This window comes from Mesorhizobium shonense (assembly GCF_040545255.1).
GTDB classification, from domain to species: Bacteria; Pseudomonadota; Alphaproteobacteria; order Rhizobiales; family Rhizobiaceae; genus Mesorhizobium; species Mesorhizobium shonense.
The window spans coordinates 13,249-32,505 of the sequence record NZ_JBEPLM010000007.1 but is presented as its reverse complement, the minus strand read 5'-3'; the positions used below and the strand labels follow the sequence as shown (position 1 = coordinate 32,505).

The window sequence follows — 19,257 nt, the reverse complement described above, 5'->3', positions numbered from 1 at the left end:
CCTGGTCTTGCTCAGATGTATTCGAAGACCTCGTCCATGTTCCCGAACAGGATCACGGTGTTGTCGTCGATGCGCACCATGCGGCCGTAGTGGGTGGAGGTGTTGACCTCGAAGATTTCGGCAGTCATCTCGCGGCCGAGATATTCGGAGATCTCGTCCATCTCGAAGATCAGCTTGCCGTTGCCGTCGATGCGGATCATGGCCGGCTGGTAGGTGACGATGACACCTGGCTTCTTGCCCATGAATTCGGCAATGGCGCGTGCCTCGACCGAGTCGTTCATGGTGACGCCGCACTGGTGCGAGATCGTCTGTTCGAAGGTGATGTCCTTCATCGACTTGAAGATGTTGGACTGCGAGGCGTCGCGTGCTGCTACTGACATGATGTCTTCTCCCTGTTCAGCGCTTGAGGCCGAGTTCGCCGAGGATCCGGCCAATCCGTTCCTCGGATTGGGCGCGAACATCGGTGAAGGAAACCGGCTTGGAATGCGGCATCGACCAGATCGGCTGCAGGCCGATGGCTGCCTTGTCGGCGAGCGCGCCGTGCTTGTTGACCCAACCCTGGAAGAGCTTCCTGTTGGCCGCGCCGTGCTTCTCGTCGTTGGCGAGCAGGTAGATCAGGTCGATGGTGTTGGCGAGGTTGCGCTCGTAGTCGGCTTCGGCCGCCGAAATCACCGGCGGCGTGATGAAGTCGTGGTTGGCCGCCGCCGCCTGCATCAGGAAGCCGGAGCGGAACAGTTCGCCAACCAGCGGCTCGAACACGATGTTGATGGCGAAGTACTGCTCCAGATAGTCGGTCGTCCCCATGATGGTTTCGACCGCTTCCCGGGTGCCCTGCCAGACGCCGTCCTCGAGCCAGTGCTTCTTGCCGAGCTCGTCGTCCCATCCGGCAATGTCCATGCCGATCTCAGCGAGATAGAGCGTGATGTCCTGAGCCAGCCGGAGCTTGTAGGAGGAATTGGTCAGCGTCGCATTGTTGATCATCTGCGTGTAGCCGTAGCGCTGGGCCTGCATGAGCGAGGTGCCCAGGCCGAACTCGGCATGTTTCCATGCTCCGAGATGCGCCTGCAGCAGCTTGGCCCAGACCTTGTCGAAGGTCTTCGGCGCGCCGGCGCGGCGGGCATTGGTGATGACGCTCTGCACCATCGTCTCGATCTTCGACTGGCGCTGGTAGTGGGTACGTTCCCACTCCTGATCGGGAGCCCGGAAGGCATGCCAGTTCGAGCTCTTGGCGGCCGTGTTATCCTTGATGTAGGCGCCCTTGCCGTTCGAGAAGGAGATGATCCAGTCCTGGATCAGGTAGCGCTCGGGGTCGGGCTGCACGTCGACCGTGACATCCTCATAGTGGGTGGCGCGCTGGCCCTTCGGCTCGAAGTACCGATATTTCCGGCTGTCCGAATCGGCGAAGATCGCGGCTCCCGCGGCTCCCGATCCGACTGAACTCGACGTTGCTACCATTGTCTTCACTCCCTTGTTGCAGTTGCTTTGGTGTCGCTGGCTCCGGCCCGTCTCAATGGGCCGGCGTGGCGCTGGACGACGTGGTGAACCGGTCGAAGAAGATGCGTTCGGTCTCGAACCCGTTCATGAACAGGACCGGCTGCAGCGCATCGATCATGGGCGGCGGACCGCAGGCGTAGACATCGCCCTGCCCGTCGACCGCCAGTTGCTTGAGCTTGGCATCGACGCTCTGGTGGACGAAGCCGCGCTCGCCGTCCCACGCCTCGCCGTTGACGTGCGAAAGCACCGGGATGAAGTTCAGCTCCGGGTGGCCTCCGGCGAGCTCAGCGATCCTGTCGAGGTAGAACAGGTCGCTTGGCGTACGCGCGCCGTAGAAGAAGTAGACGTCCCGCTTCTCGCCGCTCTTCAGGTGATCGTTGAGGATCGACCAGACCGGCGACATGCCGGAACCGGCGCCGACAAGGATCAGGGGACCTTGCCGTTCCTCCCGCCGGAAGCAGGTTCCATAGGGTCCGACGACGGTGACCTCGGCTCCGACGCGGATGCCTCCGGAATCGAGCTCCCCGGAGAATTTTCCTTCGGGGTATTTCTTGATGATGAAGGAAAGTTTTTGGGTTTGGTCCGGCGTATTTGCCATGGAGAACGAGCGCGTAATCGTCTCCCCTTTTTGCGTGGTGACCGTGATGTCGACATATTGCCCAGCCCAGAATTTTATCGGCGAGCCGAGCTCTATCTCGATGCCGCGGATGTCATGGGTCAGATGTTCGAATTTCGAGATTCGCCCCTTGAAACTCTTCACCGCGATCGATTTCGCCAGCACCTCCTCGTCGTAGTTGAGGAGCTCGACCTGCATGTCGGAATAGGCGATGGACCGGCACAACAGGACGTGTCCGCTGTCCTTCTCCATGTCGTTGAGGGCGAAGGTCGAGTATTTCAGCATGTCGACCTCGCCTTCGAGCAGCACGCATTTGCAGGCCGAGCATTGCCCTTCCTTGCAGCCATGCGGCAGCGCAATGCCCTGGCGGAATGCCGCGTTCAGAACCGTCTCGCCGTGTTCGACCTCGAACTCGACGCCGACCGGCTCCAGGCGCACGGTGTGAGCACCAGTCATCGATAACCTCCCAATTCCTCTCCGGCCCGTCCGCAGGACAGGAGATGGTCTTCCTCTGGAATGTCGCGGGGGTCGGAACCCGGCCCCCGCGAACGATGGTCAGTTGAACGGCGTGATCGTGAAGCCGGCCCGATATTCGGCGAGGTGCTTCTCCCGATCGGCCGCAGACATGCCGCGAAGCGCCTTGAGCGGCGAGCCGAGGATGTTTCCGCGCACGTCGTCGAGCGTCCACTGCTGGTCGGCCTCGAAGCGAAGATGCGGCTGCGGGATCAGCGTCTTGCCATCGGAACGGACGAAGTTGAGGTCCTTGATCGCGTCGGCGAGGTCCCAGCCGTCATAGAGCGTCTCCCACTCGCGCTTGCCGCTGAAGCGGCCCATCGCGGGTGTCGGACGACCCTGGTACTCGTCGGCAAAAGCCTCGACGGCAGTCCAGCGGTCGAGCTCGTGGGCGAAGGTGTGCAACTGCCCATCGATCTCGTCGACCACAATGTCCTCGCGGATGAGGCAAGGCACCAGGCAGGACCAGCAGCGGTGTGGATAGACGTAGCCAACGTCGCTGTTGAACAGCAGCACCTTTTCGCCCTTGCGGCTGAGCTTGGCGTACCATTTCCAGAAGTCGCCGAACTCGGCATACCAGCCCGGATACTTGTGCTCGAACCACTCGAAGTCCTTGTCGGTCTGCGCCTCGATGCGCCAGAAATTGACCGGCCAGCCGACCGCGAAGAACTGGCCGACCTTGTGGACGTAGTTCTTCTTGGTGATGCGCTCCCAGGCGGCCTGGACGTCGTCGTGATGGACCTTGATGCCGTACTTTTCGAGCGGCAGCATGTAGGTGCGATAATAGTCCTCGTAGATCCAGCGGTGCCACATCTCCGCGTAAGACTCCTTGTTCTTGTCGCGGTTGGTGGTGCCGTATTCGATGAAGGTGCCGATGGCGGCGTCGACGATGGCGTGGTTCTGCCAGAAGGCGTAGCGCAGGTCGCGCTCCAAGAGCAGATGGTTCTCCGGCTCCTTCAGCGCGGCCATCAGCAGCGAGTGGCCGTTGCCGATGTGACGGCTCTCGTCGGATTGCACCGACAGGAACACGGTCGGCAGCGCATAGTCACCGTTGCGGGCCGCTTCGGAGGGCATGGCGACGAAAAGCGTGTTGGTGAACGCGGTCTCGGCGACGACGGTCAGGTACATGCAGGCAGCCGTCATCGTATCGCCGGTGATGAAGCCTTCGCCGAACTGGCGGCCGATCGTGGTCGCGTAGCACTTGCCGAAGGCTTCCTCGGTGATGTCGAAGCCGGCCGGGTCGATGTAGTTCTCCATGTACCACTTCTTCAGATTCATCTGGATGGTGGAGTGGCGGAACTCATCGACCATCTGCATGGTGAAGCCGGTTCTGAGGTCCTCGCCGGGCGCCAGCCGCGCCACCATCGCCATCGAGCGGGCTGCGGAAATCTCCGGGAAGGGAATGATGGCGAGGAAGAGCTTCATCCACTCCACCCAGCGCGGCTCGACATTGCGGAACATGTCGCCGCGCAGCGCCGCGTCGAGCGCGCCGTAGACGCGATTGTCCTTTTCCTCCTGCATCGGGAAATAGGAGCGCAGCACCTGCTTCATCGGATCGCGCGGCGCCTTGGCGATCTTGTAGTCGGTCGGAAACGTCATCGCTTCCTGGACATAGGTCGGGTTCCAACCGAGGTCGGAAATCTTCTTCGTAGCCTCGCCGACGGAAATGCCGCGTTGCGAGGTAATCTTGTTGAGCGTCAAAGACGACATCGTCATAAGCCTCCACCAGGTTTGAGCCGCGGATCCCTTGATCCGGGCGTAAGACGGCAATCAACGCCGCCAGTGAAAGTGCGAACGGCACGACAAAGGGTTGCGCGTTCAGGCGCGACTCGCGGTCGGACTGTTCGAGTGGATCGCGGCAAAGGTTTCCGAGGTGTCGGCAGGCTTCCGGCGCCAACCACTTTTGCGATGGGCGTACCGAACCGGACCTGACCTGTCTCCTCCGTCCTTCGTTCTTTTGGCACCGCACCGAAACGCGATGGGCTTCTTATGGAAATGAACGAAGCAAGCGTCGTGCCAGTTCTGAGAAAGGAGCCATACCGGCCGCTCGAAACCAATCGCAGTTCACTTCGGCGCTAAACGCGGCAGCCAACTGTAACGTTATTTTACAGATGTAAATTACGCCTGTAATATTCATACTCTATTCGCAATTGCGAAATACCTACTTAGCACGCGCAGCATTTATAAAACAGATTTCATCTATTCAATTCGATCCTCTCTCTATTATTTCGAAGAGGCGCCCCATGCGGCTCAGCATTGGAGAGAGCAATGCCTAACGAAAAGGACAGCCAAGGCCTGCCATCGCCAGTATCCCGACCGCCAGACGACATCGCCGGCGATCTTGTCAGGCTGATGCCTCGCGATCTGGTCTTCGTCATGCGCTTCCTCGGCGAGAGCCAATTTCGCCTCCAGAGCCACTTTCAGGATTTCATCCGGGCCGAACTTGCTGCCGACGGCGTCACCGCGGAAACCCATCCGATGATCCATTTGTTCATCGAGAACCACGCGATCCTGCTGCGCGACTTCGTGTTTTCCGGCGTTTCGCTGTCGCGCCAGTTCCGTGTCGACGAGATAGAGCGCCTCACCGGCGACACGACATCGGTGATGCGCGTCGACATCTGGGATCAGCTCAAGAGCCACATCGAGACCGCCGAAAAGCAGTTCCGGTCGCAGGCCGGCACATTGCCCGGATTGCTGGCGGCGTTCGAGCAACCGCCAGGACCGATGCCCGGAAACGAAAAATGAAGGAGGCTCCGATGGGCCAACCCGAAAGGCGCGACACGTTGCTCGCCCGCCGCCTCGATCTTGTCGCCACGGTCTCCGCGCTCACCTCGGAGGTGCAGCGGCTTAACCAGAAACTCTCCGGTATCGAGATGGATGTGCTGCGCCTGGAGCTCGAGATCGGCCGAAGCGGCGCAAACGCGCAACTGGTGCGAGACTTGCATGAAGCCGAGGAGAGCGCCTCGGCACTTAGACACGCATGCACGACGTGCGAGGAACGCATCGCCGCCGCCGAAGGCGACATCGACGACGTCGACCGCAGCCTGGCGGAGACCGGAAACTGACGAAGGGAAAGGCCATGAACCAGCACGCGATACAGAACCTGACCTTGTTCGACCTGCTGGCCAGAAGCTGGCGCCGCCCGTCGGCGGTCGCCGACCTGCGCTTCAGCGCCGATGGCTCGACTGTCGCCTTCACCGGCATTGATGGAACGGTCGCACTAGCCGCGGTCGCGGACCAGGAGCCGCCGGAGTCGCGGATCAGGGTGAGCGGCGACCTTGGCCAAACGACGATCCGCCCAAGGCAAAAAGCACCGGCACCACTGATAACCACCGCCGCGCTGGGAGAGGGCGATGTCCCGCTCGCAAACTACCTTGGGTCCGGCTTCCTCGTCGGAACGGCGGCCGGCGAAGTGGTGCATCTGGCCGCGGACGGCACTGTGATGGAGACGCTGGTCAAGATTGACGGACCGACAGTCGCCATCGATTACAGCCCTCGGACGGCCATGACAGCTGTCAGCAATGGGCAGGATATCTTCCTGTCGCGCGGCGGGGGCGACGCATTGAGACTGCGTTGCGGTGCGACACCATTCACCAATGCGCTTGCCTTTTCGCCAGGCGGAAGGCGCCTCGCCTGCGGCCTAGAGCACGGGCTGTCGATCTGGATGATCGAAGGCGACGCCACCCCGATACGCGATTTCGCCTTCCCTGCGCGCCCGATATCGATTCGCTGGATTGGCGATGGCACCTGGCTCGCCTGCGGACTCGAAACCGGAGGCTTTGCTCTCGTCAGCATGACCGATGGCCGAGCCGAGATCGTCGCGGGATTTCCAACGCCGGTCCGGACAGTGTGCTGGAGCCAGCCGGAGAACGCGCTGTTTGCATCGGGTGCCTTCCGGATTGCCGGCTGGTCGATGACCGCGCCGCCACTTGAGGGCGAAACCTCTGGCGCGCTGGAGACTGGTCGCGCTGGGCTGGTTCCGGTCGAGACGGTGGCTGCGCACCCGGAGAAAAGACTGATTGCGGCCGGCTATGCCAATGGTCGGATCACCATCGCCCAGATCGGCGCGCCGGACGAACTCCTCGTCAGGCCCCTGGGCAGCGCGGTGACCGCGCTTGCCTGGTCCGGCGACGGACGGCACCTGGCGGTGGGCGCGGTCAACGGTACCGCCGCGATCATCACCTTTCCCGCCCAGATGTTCAAATAGGCCAATGCAGGCCGCAATCGACAGGAGAGAATATGCAAACCGAACTCACCCCCGAGGACAAGAGCAAGGACGAATTCTTTGAACGGCTTGCCAATTTGTCGGAAGAAATGGTTGCCAAGCATGGCAAGGATTTCAGCATGGGCGCACTGGTGCTCGCAGCCCGGTGGATCGCGGAGAACCGGGTTGGTCAATTGAAGACCAACTAGACCGACGAGCCGTCCGTTCCTCAGGCGACGCGGCGATCTAGTACCTGGGTGGTCCCGTTCAGCCTTTCAGGGCTTTTGAGACTGGTACCTATCACGAAGAACCCACCATTCGCGTGTTGTGGAACTTTCGGTTTTCGAAATAGCCCGAAGGGGTTCGAGTCCAAAATGCAAAAGCAATGCGAGTCAAAAAATGCAATAAAATCAGTGACTTAATATTATGGTGGGCCCGGAGGGTATCCTCAAATTGTTGATTTGATTTGCGTTTTCGTGGGCACAAGGCAGACATACTTCCCGTATCCGTATGGTTCCGCGGCCGTCGTCGGACGAAATCGCTATCTATGCCAGCTTCGCGCTAGATGCCGCGCATCGGCACTGGGTAGGTCTCTACTGGGCCGATTGCCGACAGGCCGCTTTGGGCCGGGATACACGAGGCGGACATTCAGGCCGTCGCGAACATCGTCGTGACCTGACCCATGGACGAAGCCGCTCGCGCGGCACTGGCGCTCGTGGTGAGAGTCCAGCAATGATCTGAACGCCGTGCATTTGAGGGTTTGCGGTCCTGGCTGACGATTCTCGTTGACTCAGCCTAGCGGGTCAGTAACGTTACAAAAAGCTTGGCATCGATGAGTCCACGCCCTAGTAAACGTCCGTGATCTATTTTTTACTTCTCGGTCGTTTTCGCGCCTGTGCCGGTGCGACCAGTCCCATACCGACCACCGGATCCTCTTTAGCGTAATCCTCAAGCTTCTTGGCAGTAATCAAGGACGCAGGCTGGTATTTGAACTCGCTCCGGGATGGATCTTTCGACCAGTAAGTTCGAAGCTTTGCGATCGCTTCGGAAAGGTTAGGCGACTTTCGTATGGCGTCATTCAGACCAGCTATCGCCGATTCTGAATCGTATGACCAAAAGGTTCTGTAATGATATCGGTAGCCAATTGACCAATACGTTCCCAAGTACCTCGCACCCTCAACCTTTTCCACGTTTTGCCGAATAAAAGCCTCGTTGTCTTCCAGGAATTGATGGAATGCGGGCACATCCTGGTAGGGGATACCAAATGTCCATTCAATCAGAATACAACCCAGGGCGTAAGGAATAGCCGGCTCGCACGGTGTAAATGAAATAGCCCCGTGCGTGCGAACTTCAACGACAACTGGCTCGACCGCCGGTGGCGCCGGAATGCCTTGCCGACGTACCAAGCGCTTGACCTGTTCGATAGTCGGATTGCGTGCCACTAGCCAGTCCTCCTGGTCGCCGAATGGTTTCTCCGGCGCTTCAAGCCGGTTCTACAAGCTCTATGACGCCCTGCTGAATGAGATCCTCAATGCCCCGGCGCAGTTCAAGCCGTGCAACTTCGCGCGAGCGCGAAGGTTCGATTGTAGCAAAATAGCTACGCTCCAGCGACCTCCAACTCCGCCCGTCGCACAATTCCATTATAAGCCACGCAGACGAATTGAGGGTGTATAGCCTCGGGTTCTCTGGGGTGAACACGATGCAGATACCCATCTCATCGACGGGGCGAATACGTAGGTTTGCGACCTTTCGAAAGGAGACGCGACGGTAAGACACGTAAGTCGACTCCGTCATTCAATGTCGAGCAGAACGGATCAGGTGCCCCCCAACGACCATGAAAGGCATAGGCCGCCGAACGGCATCCTCCGCGCGTTCCTTCAACGGCATCGCAGGTCGGGCACGACTTTTCGACCACACCGGAGCGCAGTTCTCGGTAGAGGGAATGCTCCCAAGTGTCGAGGAACGGCACCTCGCGAATATTGCCGTAATCGACGTACTCGCGGAGATAAGCGCAACCAATTGATCGGCCGAATGGATCTACCGCAGCAGCCTGCCAGCAGCAGTTCCGGTCATTGGGATGCCACGACTTCATCACGGTAAGCCCAGGTGGTGGTGCAAGCGAGTTGAGCACAGCCATCTGCTCTTGCAGGGACATCGCCAACTCATCCCAGCGGGACTTAGCTCGTCCCAGAGGATAGAGGCGCAGAATTCCTGCGCGGGGAACACCGAGCTCGTGTGCAAGCTCCAAATACTCTTGCAGTTCGTGCATATTTCTCCGGTTCAGGATCGTGAGCACATCAGTATCGATGCCAGCCTCGAGCAGGTAGCGAACCGCTTCGCGGGCTTTCTGGAAGCTCCCGCTAACTCCGGTGAAATAATCGTGCGTCTCGGCTCTCGCTCCCATCAGGTCAATGAGCACACGTCCTATGCCGATCTGCTTTAGGCGATGCGCCATCTCGCGATTGATGAGGGTTCCGTTGCTCCGCAACATGGTCATCATGCGGCGAGCGCAGTGTTCCAAAATTTGAAGAAAATCCTCCCGGAAAAGAGGTTCCCCGCCTTCGAAGTAAACGGAAATAAAATCATTTCTAACCAAATAGTCGAGGAACCTCTGCCATTCATCAGTAGTGACTTCAGCGGACGCTTCGCTGACCTGGCAATCTGCATAACAATGCTTGCACTCTAGATTGCACGTCTGAGTTATCGACAGTGTTATGCTTAGGGGTGAGTTCAGGACGGGTGGCAACTTAAGTCCTCCTCAGCAACAATAGCACCTCTCGTTGGGGAAATCCAACGCGCTGCCGGCAAGCGCTCTGACCGGCAGCCCTGGAGACAGTGCCTCGTTTTGCGTCAATCGGTGCACCGAGCCTGGTTTCGGCTCAGAGCATGGTCCGAAATTCTTGAGGGTCGAGTCAGCCTTCGTAAGGAGCATGACAGAGGCAACGCAGCGGAAACCCAGGGTGGCCTCGGGGTCGTTGAAGGGCCAGCAGACCTGCGTCGCGCCATAGGGCTGAACCAGGATAGACGGTGCGGACGGCAGGTCGCGCGGGAGAAGTCGCCATGCAATTCCACGACGTAGAAGATCGCGTTGATGATTTCACGCGGCGACCAGGCGCGTGGTCGCGCGTTCACACGGTTCGGCATAAACGGCTCGGTCAGAGTCCATTCGGAGTTTCTAACGTAAGACACCGCGGCTATGATGTCGCCGGATCCACATCGTGGTTCCAAGAAGGCTTCGACAACCTTTGGAGTCGCACGAACCCCGGCCACAAACCCCTTTCTCGGGACGGGCACTCACAGGTTTATAAGCTGGAGACGCTCCATATGCGCTGTCCTCGGTGTCGGTTCGAGAACGGGGTTGGTATGCGGTTCTGCGGCAACTGCGGAGCACCGCTGACGAACGTACCTTCGCCTCTGTCCGACGCCGCCACACTCGCCTCCGCAGAGCGCAGGCAGATCACCGTCGTGTTTTGTGACATCGTCGGGTCAACTGCTTTATCGGAGCAACTCGACCCCGAGGATCTCCGCGACCTTTTTGCTACCTATCGATCCACTTGCGATGAGGTGGTCCGCCATTGCGGCGGGTGGATAGCTTCATACTTCGGGGACGGTCTTCTCATTTACTTCGGCTATCCCGGTGCAGGCGACGACGATCCGGTAATGGCTGTGCGCGCTGCGATTGAAATCATCTCACGTTTCCAGCAACGTAGCGCTGAAATGGTCGATTGCGCTGGTGCCAGCTTGCAGGTTCGCATCGGCATTCATACCGGATTGGTGGTTGCTGGCGATCTCCCTAGCGGTTCTGAACGGGAGATCTACTCTATCGTCGGCGAAACCCCCAATCTGGCAGCTCGTCTGCAAGCGCTCGCTGCGCCCCAGACGGTACTCATCAGCGATGCCACATACGCTCTGGTCAAGCATCGATTTGAATGTCGCGCTTTGGGAGAGCGCCACGTCAAAGGCATTTCGCGTCCGATTCGGGTCTATGTACCGTTGGTTGAATCAGCCTTCACGTGGCAGGATGCATTTGAAGTTCGGAACCTTACCCCCCTCGTTGGACGCACACGCGAGCTGGCACACCTCAGAGAAGGCTGGGAGCGCGTACTGCAGGGCAAGGGTCAAGTGGCGTTGATTTGCGGCGACCCAGGATTTGGCAAGTCACGCCTCGTACACGCTTTTCACGCCAGCATAGCCGACGAGCATTCCATGCTTGCGTGTAACTGCATGCCGCATTCGTCCGACAGCGCGTTCCTCCCGATTATTGATTTGCTGCATCGGCATCTTGCAATTACCTCGTCGGATGGCGCGGCCGAAAGACTCGCGAAACTTGAAACGTCACTAAAGCAATCGCCATTTCGGGTGGAAGAAGCGCTGCCTCTGATTGCCTCTCTGCTGTCGCTCCCGACCCCTGCCGGATTGGACACGACCAATCTGCTGCCTCGGAGGCGGCGGGAGAGGACGATTGAAATCCTGCTGGCCTGGTTGCTTCGAGAGACCGAGCGTCGCCCAGTTATTCTTGTCGTAGAGGATCTCCATTGGGCCGATCCCTCGACGCTCGACGTCATCAAGCAACTTCTTCAGCTTGTTCCAACCGCGAAGTTATTTCTCCTCCTGACGTTTCGCAAGGAGTTCGTGCAACCTTGGGTCGATCCCTCGTACGCGATGCGATTTACGCTTTCGCGCCTCTCCTCTGGTGACACTAACGAGATTATTGCCAACCTTACCAAAGGCACCGAGCTATCACCGGCGTTGCTCAGCCAGCTGATTGAACGGGCTGACGGCGTGCCGCTATTCGTGGAGGAATTAACGAAGACCGTTATTGAATCTGCGCAGGCCACCGAAAGCGCGGCGACTCCCGCCCTCCTCGACGAGACTGCCATCCCTGTAACGCTGCGCGACTCCCTGATGGCCCGACTGGATCGGCTGAATTCCATCAAAGCGACCGCGCAGATCGCGGCAACTCTTGGCCGCGAGTTTCCGTTCGAGTTGCTGAAGGCAGTCACGTTGGCTTCTGAGACAGAGCTGCTGAGCGCTCTATCCCAGCTGGTCGACCGTCAGATTCTGTTACAGCGTGGTATTCCTCCGCAGGCTTCATATTCTTTCAAGCATGCACTCATTCAGGAGGCAGCCTACCAATCTCTGCTTCGAAGCTCACGGCGCCGCTATCATCTGCGGGCCGCCGAGGCGCTGGTTGATCAGTTCCCGGATTTCGCCGAGCGGCAACCGGAGCTGATAGCTGGGCATCTCAACCTCGCGGGAGATACAGAGCGCGCCATAAACTACTGGCAAACAGCCGGCGAACGAGCACTGAGCCGTTATACAAACCTCGAGGCAGAAGCTCACTTCCGAAAAGCATTGGCTGCGATCATGAGCCTTCCTTCCTCGCGCCAGCGCCAGCAACAGGAGGCTTCGCTCTTGATCGGGCTTGGCACTGCGCTAACCGCGATCAGAGGTTGGGCCGCTTCGGAGGCTGAGCACATCTACGCGAGGGCGCGTTTGCTGTGCCAGACAATCGGAGATACCCCACAGCTCGCGGCTGCCCTTCGAGGTTTGCAGTCGTACTACCAGGTGCGAGGACCTGTTCAAGCGGCACGAGAAATCGGTGAACAACTCCTTGAGGTGGCAGACCGGGGTAATGACCGGTCAATTCGAGTCGAAGCTCGACGCGCTCTCGGCTGGTGTCTCTTCTGCCTCGGCGAATTCACAGCAAGTAGAAAGCAGCTCGAGGCTGCCATCGGCGACTACGATCCAGCGTTGTCGCCCAGAAACGTCGTTGCATACGGATCCGATGCGGGTGTCGCTGGCCTTGCCAATCTTGCCTGGCTCGAATGGTGCGTGGGTAACTCCGAGTGTGCAGTTGAGCGAAGCCGCGAAGCAATCCGTCTGGCAGAAACGCTCGCGCATCCGCTCAGCCTCACCTATGCACTCTGTATGTCGGCAGCCGTCCATCAAGGCCTCCGTCAGCCAGAAATTGCTGAGGAGCTTGCAACGAGCACCGTTGCGATAGCTACCGAGAATAACCTTTTGTACTGGATGTCCTGGGGCACCATTCTTCGGGGCTGGGCCGTTGCCGAGCAAGGCTCAACCGATGCAGGGATCAACATACTGAACGAGGGAATCGAGGCGTACGCCGCAACAGGTGCGGAGCTGTTTCGTGGCTATGCGCTCGGCCTTCTCGCCGAGGCCTGCGGCAAAGCAGGGAAGCCAAGCGAGGGGCTTCGCCATATCAACCAAGCGGTCGTCAGCAGCACGGCCGTAAACGTGCACTTCTTCGACGCGGAACTCTACCGGATCAAAGCGGCCCTTCTTCTACAGTCGGGAAGTGCCCCCAAGGCAGCCACTGAGGCGCTTGAACGCGCGGTAGAGACTGCCCGTAGCCAGGGTGCGAAGATGCTCGAGCTTCGGGCCCTGAACGAACTGGTACAATTGCGCAGGCGAGCCGGCCGGTCGGAGGCGTACGGTCCGTCTGACGATTGACGATCAGAGCGCGATCGCGACATTGCCTGTCAGCAACGCAGCTGGAAGCGCCGAATGTCCTCGGTCGTCGCGGTGTCGGGAGTCCGGCCAAGGAACGCGGCAAAGCGCCGGACATGCCGACGTCGTCCTGCTGCGTATGCGGTCCCAGGCCCCGCATCAGCATGTTTTGTTGCATCGCTAGCGAAGTGGCGTGATCGGAGCATCGGTCGACAAGGTAGCCATGGCAAGTTCCCCTCGTTGAAGGGAACTCCATCGTCAGATCGCAGGCTTTAACCGCTCAAAGCCTATGAATATGCGTCATCTCAGAACCACGCGACTCTCCCGCGCAGCGGGTCGTCTAATCGCTTTGCCGTCAAGGGGGTGAGTGCAAGGTAGCCGACCTTTCTGCTGATGCTCGTTCGTTCGTCCGTATGCCGGGTACAGGGGGTCGTCTACGCGGTCGATGCAATAATCGCCGCAGGATGAGTTTCGCAGGTGAGATCTTCCTATGTTCGTTGCGCAATCTGCCTAACGAGGCAGTTGCTTCCCGCTTCGCGGAATGATCTCAGCCACGTCCCGGCAGGGACAGCTCGTAAGAACTGGTGGAATGGTATGACGGAATCGCCGCAGGTGAGTGGCTGGAGTATCAGGCGGCGGCTCGCGTTCCTCCGTGCGGATTGAACAGCTCGCCCGTCCGAAGCATCGCATGCATGATCACCGCCAGCTTGCGCGCCAGGGCCACGGCCGCTCGCTTGAAGCCAAGGCGTTCTTTCAGCTCCAACGCCCAGGTGCGCAGGGCACTAGTGTCCGACGAGCGGTTCAGGATGACTGCGGCCGCCTCGTATAGAAGTCCGCGCAGCTGATTGTCGCCACGGCGCGAGATATGGCCGTCATAATCGACCTCGCCGGACTGATAGCGCCTTGGGGTCAGGCCTACCCATGCGCCCACTATGCGAGAGTTCCTGAAGTTCGCCGGATCCTCCACGGCTGCGACAAAGGCGGTGGCTGTGACAGTGCCTACGCCGGGCACTGACATGAGCAGACGGCAGTGCTGGTCTTTACGGGCCATCGCAGCCAGCTGCTTGCTCAGCTCTGCTGTCTGGTGCCGGATATCACTCCAGGCCCGAAGCATCGGGACGACGATCCGTGCCAGCTTTTCTTCTCCCTGCAAAAGGTTGCGAACGTTGCGCTCGAACACGCTGCCGGCGCCCTTGGGCACGACGAGGCCAAACGTCTTCATCAGCCCACGAATCTGGTTGGATATCTGCAAACGCATTTTGAGAAGCTGGCGCCGCGCGGTGATCAGCGTGCGGATCAGCATGCTATCGAAGCCTTTGACCCGAACCTCTCGGTAGAAGCCGACCTCGGCCAGATGTGCCAGGCCATCAGCATCGTTCGCATCGGTCTTGTTCGCGGCCATGTCGAGGGCTGCCTTGGCATGCCGCGCGTCGATGCAGATCACTGGCAGGCCCTCTGCTGTCAGCGCATGGTAGAACCAGACCGATAGCGGCCCCGTCTCGAACACGACCCGTCGGGCATGTGGTGCGCGCTTGCGGATCACCGCCGCGAGCAGTTGCGGGTCGGACGCGCACTTGCCCCGCCAGATCCTCTTGCCGTCCTGCCGGATCGAAATTGCCGTCTCTTTCATGGATACGTCGAGACCGATATACTGCGCCATGGCTGTCCTCCGTTCGATGCCTGGGCCCGGTGCCAATCGTGAGCCCGTTCTTCATCCTATCGGGGGACAGCCAGCCGGCTAGTGCTCGAACATCGCCGCCACATCTCAGTAGCCACCGCTCCCGCGATTACGTCATGTTCGTGCATGAGGCGCAAAGTTGCCGTTCGAGAGGCCGGGAGCGAGGCTGAATTTAACTTCCTCCCTACCCTTCCGATTCTGTGGCACTCCCAGAGATATTTTGCGACCGGATTCATAAAACCCGAGGGGGGTTCGAGTCCACGTTTTGGGCCCGCTCGGAAAAATTTAATAATTTGAATAGCTTAATGGAGTATTCTGGTGGGCCCGGAGGGTCATCGTTTTCGGCAGGAAATCAATACTTTAGCGGGTGGTTCGCCAACCCGTTTCCTTCATATTCTCTCGTATGGTCTGGCGAACCCAACGAGCAGGAGGAGGACTATAAATCACTCTGGCAACTCCTGCATGCCGTGGAACCAGCATCGTCCACGCCGCCGGTGGCCCTGCCGCGCGTCGGCCGCCGTCCCTTGCTGGCATATCCGATGCGCCTGCCAGCCGTATCGCCGAACGCTCTCGCGCCTTGCCAGGCGGCCGTCGTGCTGCTTGATCCGGATTCCCGCCCGCGGCCGCCTGAAGCTGTCCTGCGGTCCTGTTTTGGGCTTACCGCATCCGAAGCGAGGCTCGCCTGCCACGTTTCATCTGGCGAAGCCCTGGAAGCGGCCGCGGATGAACTGGCGATCTCCTACGAGACAGCGCGCAACCATCTCAAGGCGATCTTCGCCAAGACCGACACCCATCGACAGGCGGAACTGATTGCCCTGCTCGCAAGGGTCGCAAACGGACCGCAGGGCGGCCGATGATTTTGGACGCCGGGGTCAGGGCTGCCGCCACTGGCCCTCCGATGGGAAAGCATCTCACGCCTGCTGCGCAGGTCGGTATCGTGAATCCTTGCCAGCCGAAGGCCTGACCAGATCGTTCATCAGCGTCGAGAACCTTAAGGCCTCTTCTGCGTGAGGCCCTGAAAAACGTAGCCGTCGAACTCGGCCACTTTCTCCCGCAAAGTATCCCAAACCAGCCATTCTCCGCTGGGGTCGCACAGCGGTTCGTAAGGGTCCCCCGCCTATCAGGGTAGGTGGAGAAATTAGCACGGTAGTGAACGGCTAATCGGTTCGGCTGGCCGTCTCGGCAGCCGTCACAGGAATTTGCGTCGGTCCGGGTTTTACGATCGGAGCATGAGCCACGGCACTATCCCTTTTGGGCGCACGTTCCCAGGATAGGTGTCATGACCTTGAGATGCTCGTCGATGCGCCCACGCACGTTTGCAGGCACTACTTCGCGCTCAGGCAGACGCCGCCATCGCTCGTTGACGAGCGTGACTGTCTCCACCACCGCTTCCAAGACGGCCGTCTCAGGCAGCCCTGCGCGGTTTGCAAATGCCTTCCACCGCGCCGCCGTAAGAGCCCTGAACGACCGTTCCCGACCGAGAGAGAGCGCCATGGCGTCGGCTGGTATGTAGGGCACGGTCGATAGCACATCGTAGATCGGAGCAAGAGACGGTCTATCGCCGTCTCCAGGATAGATCAGCGACCAATTCTTCAGATGCATGTCGCCGTTGCCGGTCAAAGCAGCCAAGGCCAAGCGACGGACGAATTCCAGAGCCGCTTCGGGTGACACAGCGTTGTTCAATGTTGCCGCGATGTGGAAGGCAGCGCCCTCATATTTGCGCGAGGGTTGGACCCCGAAGACTTGAGCAAAGTCCTCAATGTGTATCCTCTGGCCGTCAGCGCCTCGGTCAAAGCGCCTAACCAAAAGAAGCGGTCCCCCGGAATGGGTATTGAGTTCCTCGGGAATGCTCTCCAGGTCGGACCTCTCGACCAACTCGTGGTGAGGAACATCCATCCCTATCGCTGCCGCAAGGGCTAGATTGGCGAACTCATTCTCCGAGACCCCCGGAAAGGTCGCGGACGGGAATTTTGCGATATAAAGGCCCAGTTCGCCATCCATCGGCAGCGTTAGGCCGCCGCCTTCTCGCCTGTTCTTGGCAACCGATAGCTTCATTTGCATGCCGGCCAGCGAGAAGTAGGCTTTGGGCTTTTCCATTAGGACAGAGCCATCGCTAGGCACGAGTTGCACCGCTCCGGATACATCGGCACCAAGCACTGCCAAGAGATCGAAGTCGTTGCGTTGCCTTACACGCCCCTGGTGATGCTTCCCCATTGCTTCGCGCAGCTTTCCCTCCGGCAGGAGATTGGCGAAGAACGTGGGAAGAATACCCGCAAGCGGCTTCGGGTCTTGCCTGAGTTCACCATTTGCCGACCGAAACGAGAGGCTGAGAATTGGGACACCGCCCCTCTCGCGATAGTCCTGCTCAAAGGTGAATGCGTAGACGGGGCTTCGTAGGATCGTGCCAATCTTTCTGTTAGCCAAAAGGACGTCGAGAGACTGTATCGGCCTGGGCCGTTCGGAAACTCGCATCATTGTCGAACCGCAAAGCAAAAAACGGCGGATCGGGGTCGTGCTTGTGGCGCTTTGGCTAGCTCTTTCATCATGAGCCTTGGTTCAACTCTTCGCTTTGGTCCTTTTTTACCCTGGCCCTTTTCAGCGCTGCCGAGACCGCTTCTGCTCTGGTGGTCGGGAAGCCTGCGAGGCAGCAAGCTCTGACGATGGAGCCAAATCGCTCTACGAAAACACGACACTTGGGAAGTTCTGGGTCCGCATCGATCAGCGCAATAGTGACATGCCCGAAAGTGGCGCGTAGCCGCCGGATACCATCAAGCAGCTCGTCGTCGGAGTATTTTCGAACCCGTTGACTGGCTCTTTTCCGCACTGCGGAGATCACTCCCGCTCTGGTAGACGGGAATCCTGCCAGCCCATACGCTCGGATAATGGAGCCAAATCGCTCCACGAAAACACGACACATCGGAAGTTCTGGGTCTGCGTTGATCAATGCGATCGAGACGTACCCGAACTTGGCATGCAGGCGTCGGATACCATCGAGGAGCTCTTCATCGGAGTATTCACGACCCCGCTTGGCAATCGCACGGCACTTGAACCCGATAATTTCGTATGCGGCGTGCAGGCCTCCAAAGTGCACGCCGTACGACGACGAGCAGGGAGTGTAAGGGCAATTGTCGATGATTGTTGAAGACAGCTTTTTCTTTTCCCTTAAGAGCCGTCTAAGTCTCGCAATCATGTCAGGCTTCGCAAAAGTGTACCTGCGGATGTCGCCAATCTCCCGTTGAGCCTTCGCGAATTGTTTGATGTCGACGACCGGTTGATCTAACACCCGAACTCTGACCCATTGCTCCGGTGGGTTGGGCCGAATCGGCCCTCTCATTCGCGCATTCGTCCGGTTATAGACATAGTTGCCGATCATCAGTTCGCTGCTCAGCACGGTCCTGACGCGCTCCCTTGTCCAAGAACTGCCGTTTGTTGAAGGCACTCCATCGGCATTCAACCGCTTTGCGATGGTGGTCATGCTTTGCTTTTGAGTTACGAACTGCCGGAAAATGCGCCGCACTATCGCAATTTCCTCAGGCGGACCGGGCACGAAGACAACGCGGTCGGTACTAAGCCCCTTCTGTTCGCCGGCTCCGAGGAGACATCGAGGCTCGCCAGACTTGCTAACCAACAGTCTCCGGACGCCATATGGCATACCGCCGCCTTGCCTGAACCCTAGACCGGCTTGCTGCTTCTTGGCCCTTGAGATTTTCGCCGACAGTTCGCGACTATATTCACCAGCCATCACCCGCTTTAGATTTTTGACGATAGTCGAAACAATGCTGCCGTCGTTCTCGAAGGGCTCGCCACAATATTCCACTGCGACCCCGGCATCTCGGCAAAGAAACTCGTAGTGTGCTGATTGATCCGTGTCCTGAAATCGGCCCCATCGGCTTACGTCCAGGACCAGAATCGCGGAATATCCATGTTGACCGGTGACGACATCGGCCAATAACTGCTTGAGTCCGTCTCTTCCTTTTAGACTTAAGCCGCTCTTGCCGGCATCGGCATAGGTTTGGACGATAGCGAACCCTCGCTCTTCGGCAAATTCCGCGATTGCGGCGGTCTGATTATCCAGAGAATAGCGCTGATGCTCTGTCGACATGCGAATGTACTGAGCAGCCGGAATGCGAAGGTCCGTTGTCAATCCAGTCACTATAGTGATCTCTTGAACGTTATATGGCCCGCTGCGAAGTCGTATACTATAATCAGTGCATGTTGTCCAATAGAGATGGAAAAGTTAATTATACGCGATCGCGTATAATGAAACTCATCGCGAAT

General features: G+C 59.0%; 15 protein-coding genes. 6 read left to right on the top strand and 9 right to left on the bottom strand.

The window, feature by feature from the left end; genetic code table 11:
• Positions 1–11 precede the first annotated feature (11 nt).
• The 4 genes from ABID26_RS18780 to ABID26_RS18765 all read right to left on the bottom strand — a co-directional run bounded on the left by ABID26_RS18780 (position 12) and on the right by ABID26_RS18765 (position 4,339).
• Positions 12–380 (bottom strand): MmoB/DmpM family protein, encoded by a 369-nt coding sequence (locus ABID26_RS18780; protein WP_292303422.1) that lies wholly within the window; start codon positions 378–380, stop codon positions 12–14.
• 16 nt (positions 381–396) lie between these two features.
• Complete coding sequence (locus ABID26_RS18775) at positions 397–1,455, bottom strand: aromatic/alkene monooxygenase hydroxylase subunit beta (protein ID WP_292303420.1); 1,059 nt, start codon at positions 1,453–1,455, stop codon at positions 397–399.
• A gap of 52 nt (positions 1,456–1,507) precedes the next feature.
• A complete protein-coding gene (locus ABID26_RS18770; protein WP_128165745.1) occupies positions 1,508–2,566 on the bottom strand; it encodes an NADH:ubiquinone reductase (Na(+)-transporting) subunit F in 1,059 nt (352 codons plus the stop codon).
• A gap of 99 nt (positions 2,567–2,665) precedes the next feature.
• On the bottom strand, positions 2,666–4,339 hold the full coding sequence (locus ABID26_RS18765; protein ID WP_292375042.1) for an aromatic/alkene/methane monooxygenase hydroxylase/oxygenase subunit alpha: 1,674 nt from the start codon (positions 4,337–4,339) through the stop codon (positions 2,666–2,668).
• A 552-nt stretch (positions 4,340–4,891) separates the two neighbouring features.
• On the opposite strand from ABID26_RS18765, the gene ABID26_RS18760 reads away from it, so the two are divergent.
• Genes ABID26_RS18760 through ABID26_RS18745 form a run of 4 tightly spaced genes read left to right on the top strand, consistent with a single transcriptional unit; the run spans position 4,892 to position 7,036 of the window.
• Positions 4,892–5,368, top strand: a complete 477-nt coding sequence (locus tag ABID26_RS18760; protein WP_292303414.1) for a hypothetical protein — start codon at positions 4,892–4,894, stop codon at positions 5,366–5,368.
• Positions 5,369–5,379: 11 nt separating this feature from the next.
• Positions 5,380–5,688: a hypothetical protein gene (locus ABID26_RS18755; RefSeq protein ID WP_292375040.1), complete on the top strand. Its 309-nt coding sequence runs from the start codon at positions 5,380–5,382 to the stop codon at positions 5,686–5,688.
• A gap of 14 nt (positions 5,689–5,702) precedes the next feature.
• Positions 5,703–6,830, top strand: a complete 1,128-nt coding sequence (locus ABID26_RS18750; RefSeq protein WP_292303410.1) for a WD40 repeat domain-containing protein — start codon at positions 5,703–5,705, stop codon at positions 6,828–6,830.
• Between the two features lie 32 nt (positions 6,831–6,862).
• Complete coding sequence (locus tag ABID26_RS18745) at positions 6,863–7,036, top strand: hypothetical protein (protein WP_292303408.1); 174 nt, start codon at positions 6,863–6,865, stop codon at positions 7,034–7,036.
• Between the two features lie 654 nt (positions 7,037–7,690).
• Here the strand turns inward: ABID26_RS18745 and ABID26_RS18740 are convergent.
• Together ABID26_RS18740 and ABID26_RS18735 are read right to left on the bottom strand one after the other, a co-directional pair.
• The gene (locus ABID26_RS18740; protein ID WP_292375036.1) at positions 7,691–8,269 is read right to left on the bottom strand and encodes a hypothetical protein; all 579 of its coding nucleotides are present in this window, start codon (positions 8,267–8,269) and stop codon (positions 7,691–7,693) included.
• A gap of 272 nt (positions 8,270–8,541) precedes the next feature.
• Complete coding sequence (locus ABID26_RS18735; RefSeq protein WP_292375034.1) at positions 8,542–9,573, bottom strand: radical SAM protein; 1,032 nt, start codon at positions 9,571–9,573, stop codon at positions 8,542–8,544.
• Between the two features lie 314 nt (positions 9,574–9,887).
• On the opposite strand from ABID26_RS18735, the gene ABID26_RS18730 reads away from it, so the two are divergent.
• Positions 9,888–13,304, top strand: a complete 3,417-nt coding sequence (locus ABID26_RS18730) for an adenylate/guanylate cyclase domain-containing protein (protein ID WP_354416033.1) — start codon at positions 9,888–9,890, stop codon at positions 13,302–13,304.
• Between the two features lie 625 nt (positions 13,305–13,929).
• Here the strand turns inward: ABID26_RS18730 and ABID26_RS18725 are convergent.
• On the bottom strand, positions 13,930–14,961 hold the full coding sequence (locus ABID26_RS18725) for an IS110 family RNA-guided transposase (RefSeq protein ID WP_292375030.1): 1,032 nt from the start codon (positions 14,959–14,961) through the stop codon (positions 13,930–13,932).
• 323 nt (positions 14,962–15,284) lie between these two features.
• Between ABID26_RS18725 and ABID26_RS18720 the strand changes: the two genes are divergently transcribed.
• Positions 15,285–15,836, top strand: coding sequence for a helix-turn-helix transcriptional regulator (locus ABID26_RS18720; protein ID WP_292375028.1), 552 nt, complete (start codon positions 15,285–15,287; stop codon positions 15,834–15,836).
• Between the two features lie 385 nt (positions 15,837–16,221).
• On the opposite strand, the gene ABID26_RS18715 is transcribed toward ABID26_RS18720, so the two are convergent.
• Together ABID26_RS18715 and ABID26_RS18710 are read right to left on the bottom strand one after the other, a co-directional pair.
• On the bottom strand, positions 16,222–17,454 hold the full coding sequence (locus ABID26_RS18715; RefSeq protein WP_292375026.1) for a type II toxin-antitoxin system HipA family toxin: 1,233 nt from the start codon (positions 17,452–17,454) through the stop codon (positions 16,222–16,224).
• 67 nt (positions 17,455–17,521) lie between these two features.
• Entirely contained in the window at positions 17,522–19,132 is a 1,611-nt protein-coding gene (locus ABID26_RS18710; protein WP_292375024.1) for a recombinase family protein, read from the bottom strand.
• Between the last annotated feature and the right edge of the window lie 125 nt (positions 19,133–19,257).

Bases quoted from the DNA above. Each gene is read 5' to 3' on its own strand.
- ABID26_RS18780 (WP_292303422.1), bottom strand. From the start codon at position 380: ATGTCAGTAGCAGCACGCGACGCCTCGCAGTCCAACATCTTCAAGTCG.
- ABID26_RS18775 (WP_292303420.1), bottom strand. From the start codon at position 1,455: ATGGTAGCAACGTCGAGTTCAGTCGGATCGGGAGCCGCGGGAGCCGCG.
- ABID26_RS18770 (WP_128165745.1), bottom strand. From the start codon at position 2,566: ATGACTGGTGCTCACACCGTGCGCCTGGAGCCGGTCGGCGTCGAGTTC.
- ABID26_RS18765 (WP_292375042.1), bottom strand. From the start codon at position 4,339: ATGACGATGTCGTCTTTGACGCTCAACAAGATTACCTCGCAACGCGGC.
- ABID26_RS18760 (WP_292303414.1), top strand. From the start codon at position 4,892: ATGCCTAACGAAAAGGACAGCCAAGGCCTGCCATCGCCAGTATCCCGA.
- ABID26_RS18755 (WP_292375040.1), top strand. From the start codon at position 5,380: ATGGGCCAACCCGAAAGGCGCGACACGTTGCTCGCCCGCCGCCTCGAT.
- ABID26_RS18750 (WP_292303410.1), top strand. From the start codon at position 5,703: ATGAACCAGCACGCGATACAGAACCTGACCTTGTTCGACCTGCTGGCC.
- ABID26_RS18745 (WP_292303408.1), top strand. From the start codon at position 6,863: ATGCAAACCGAACTCACCCCCGAGGACAAGAGCAAGGACGAATTCTTT.
- ABID26_RS18730 (WP_354416033.1), top strand. From the start codon at position 9,888: ATGCAATTCCACGACGTAGAAGATCGCGTTGATGATTTCACGCGGCGA.
- ABID26_RS18725 (WP_292375030.1), bottom strand. From the start codon at position 14,961: ATGGCGCAGTATATCGGTCTCGACGTATCCATGAAAGAGACGGCAATT.
- ABID26_RS18720 (WP_292375028.1), top strand. From the start codon at position 15,285: ATGGAGTATTCTGGTGGGCCCGGAGGGTCATCGTTTTCGGCAGGAAAT.
- ABID26_RS18715 (WP_292375026.1), bottom strand. From the start codon at position 17,454: ATGATGCGAGTTTCCGAACGGCCCAGGCCGATACAGTCTCTCGACGTC.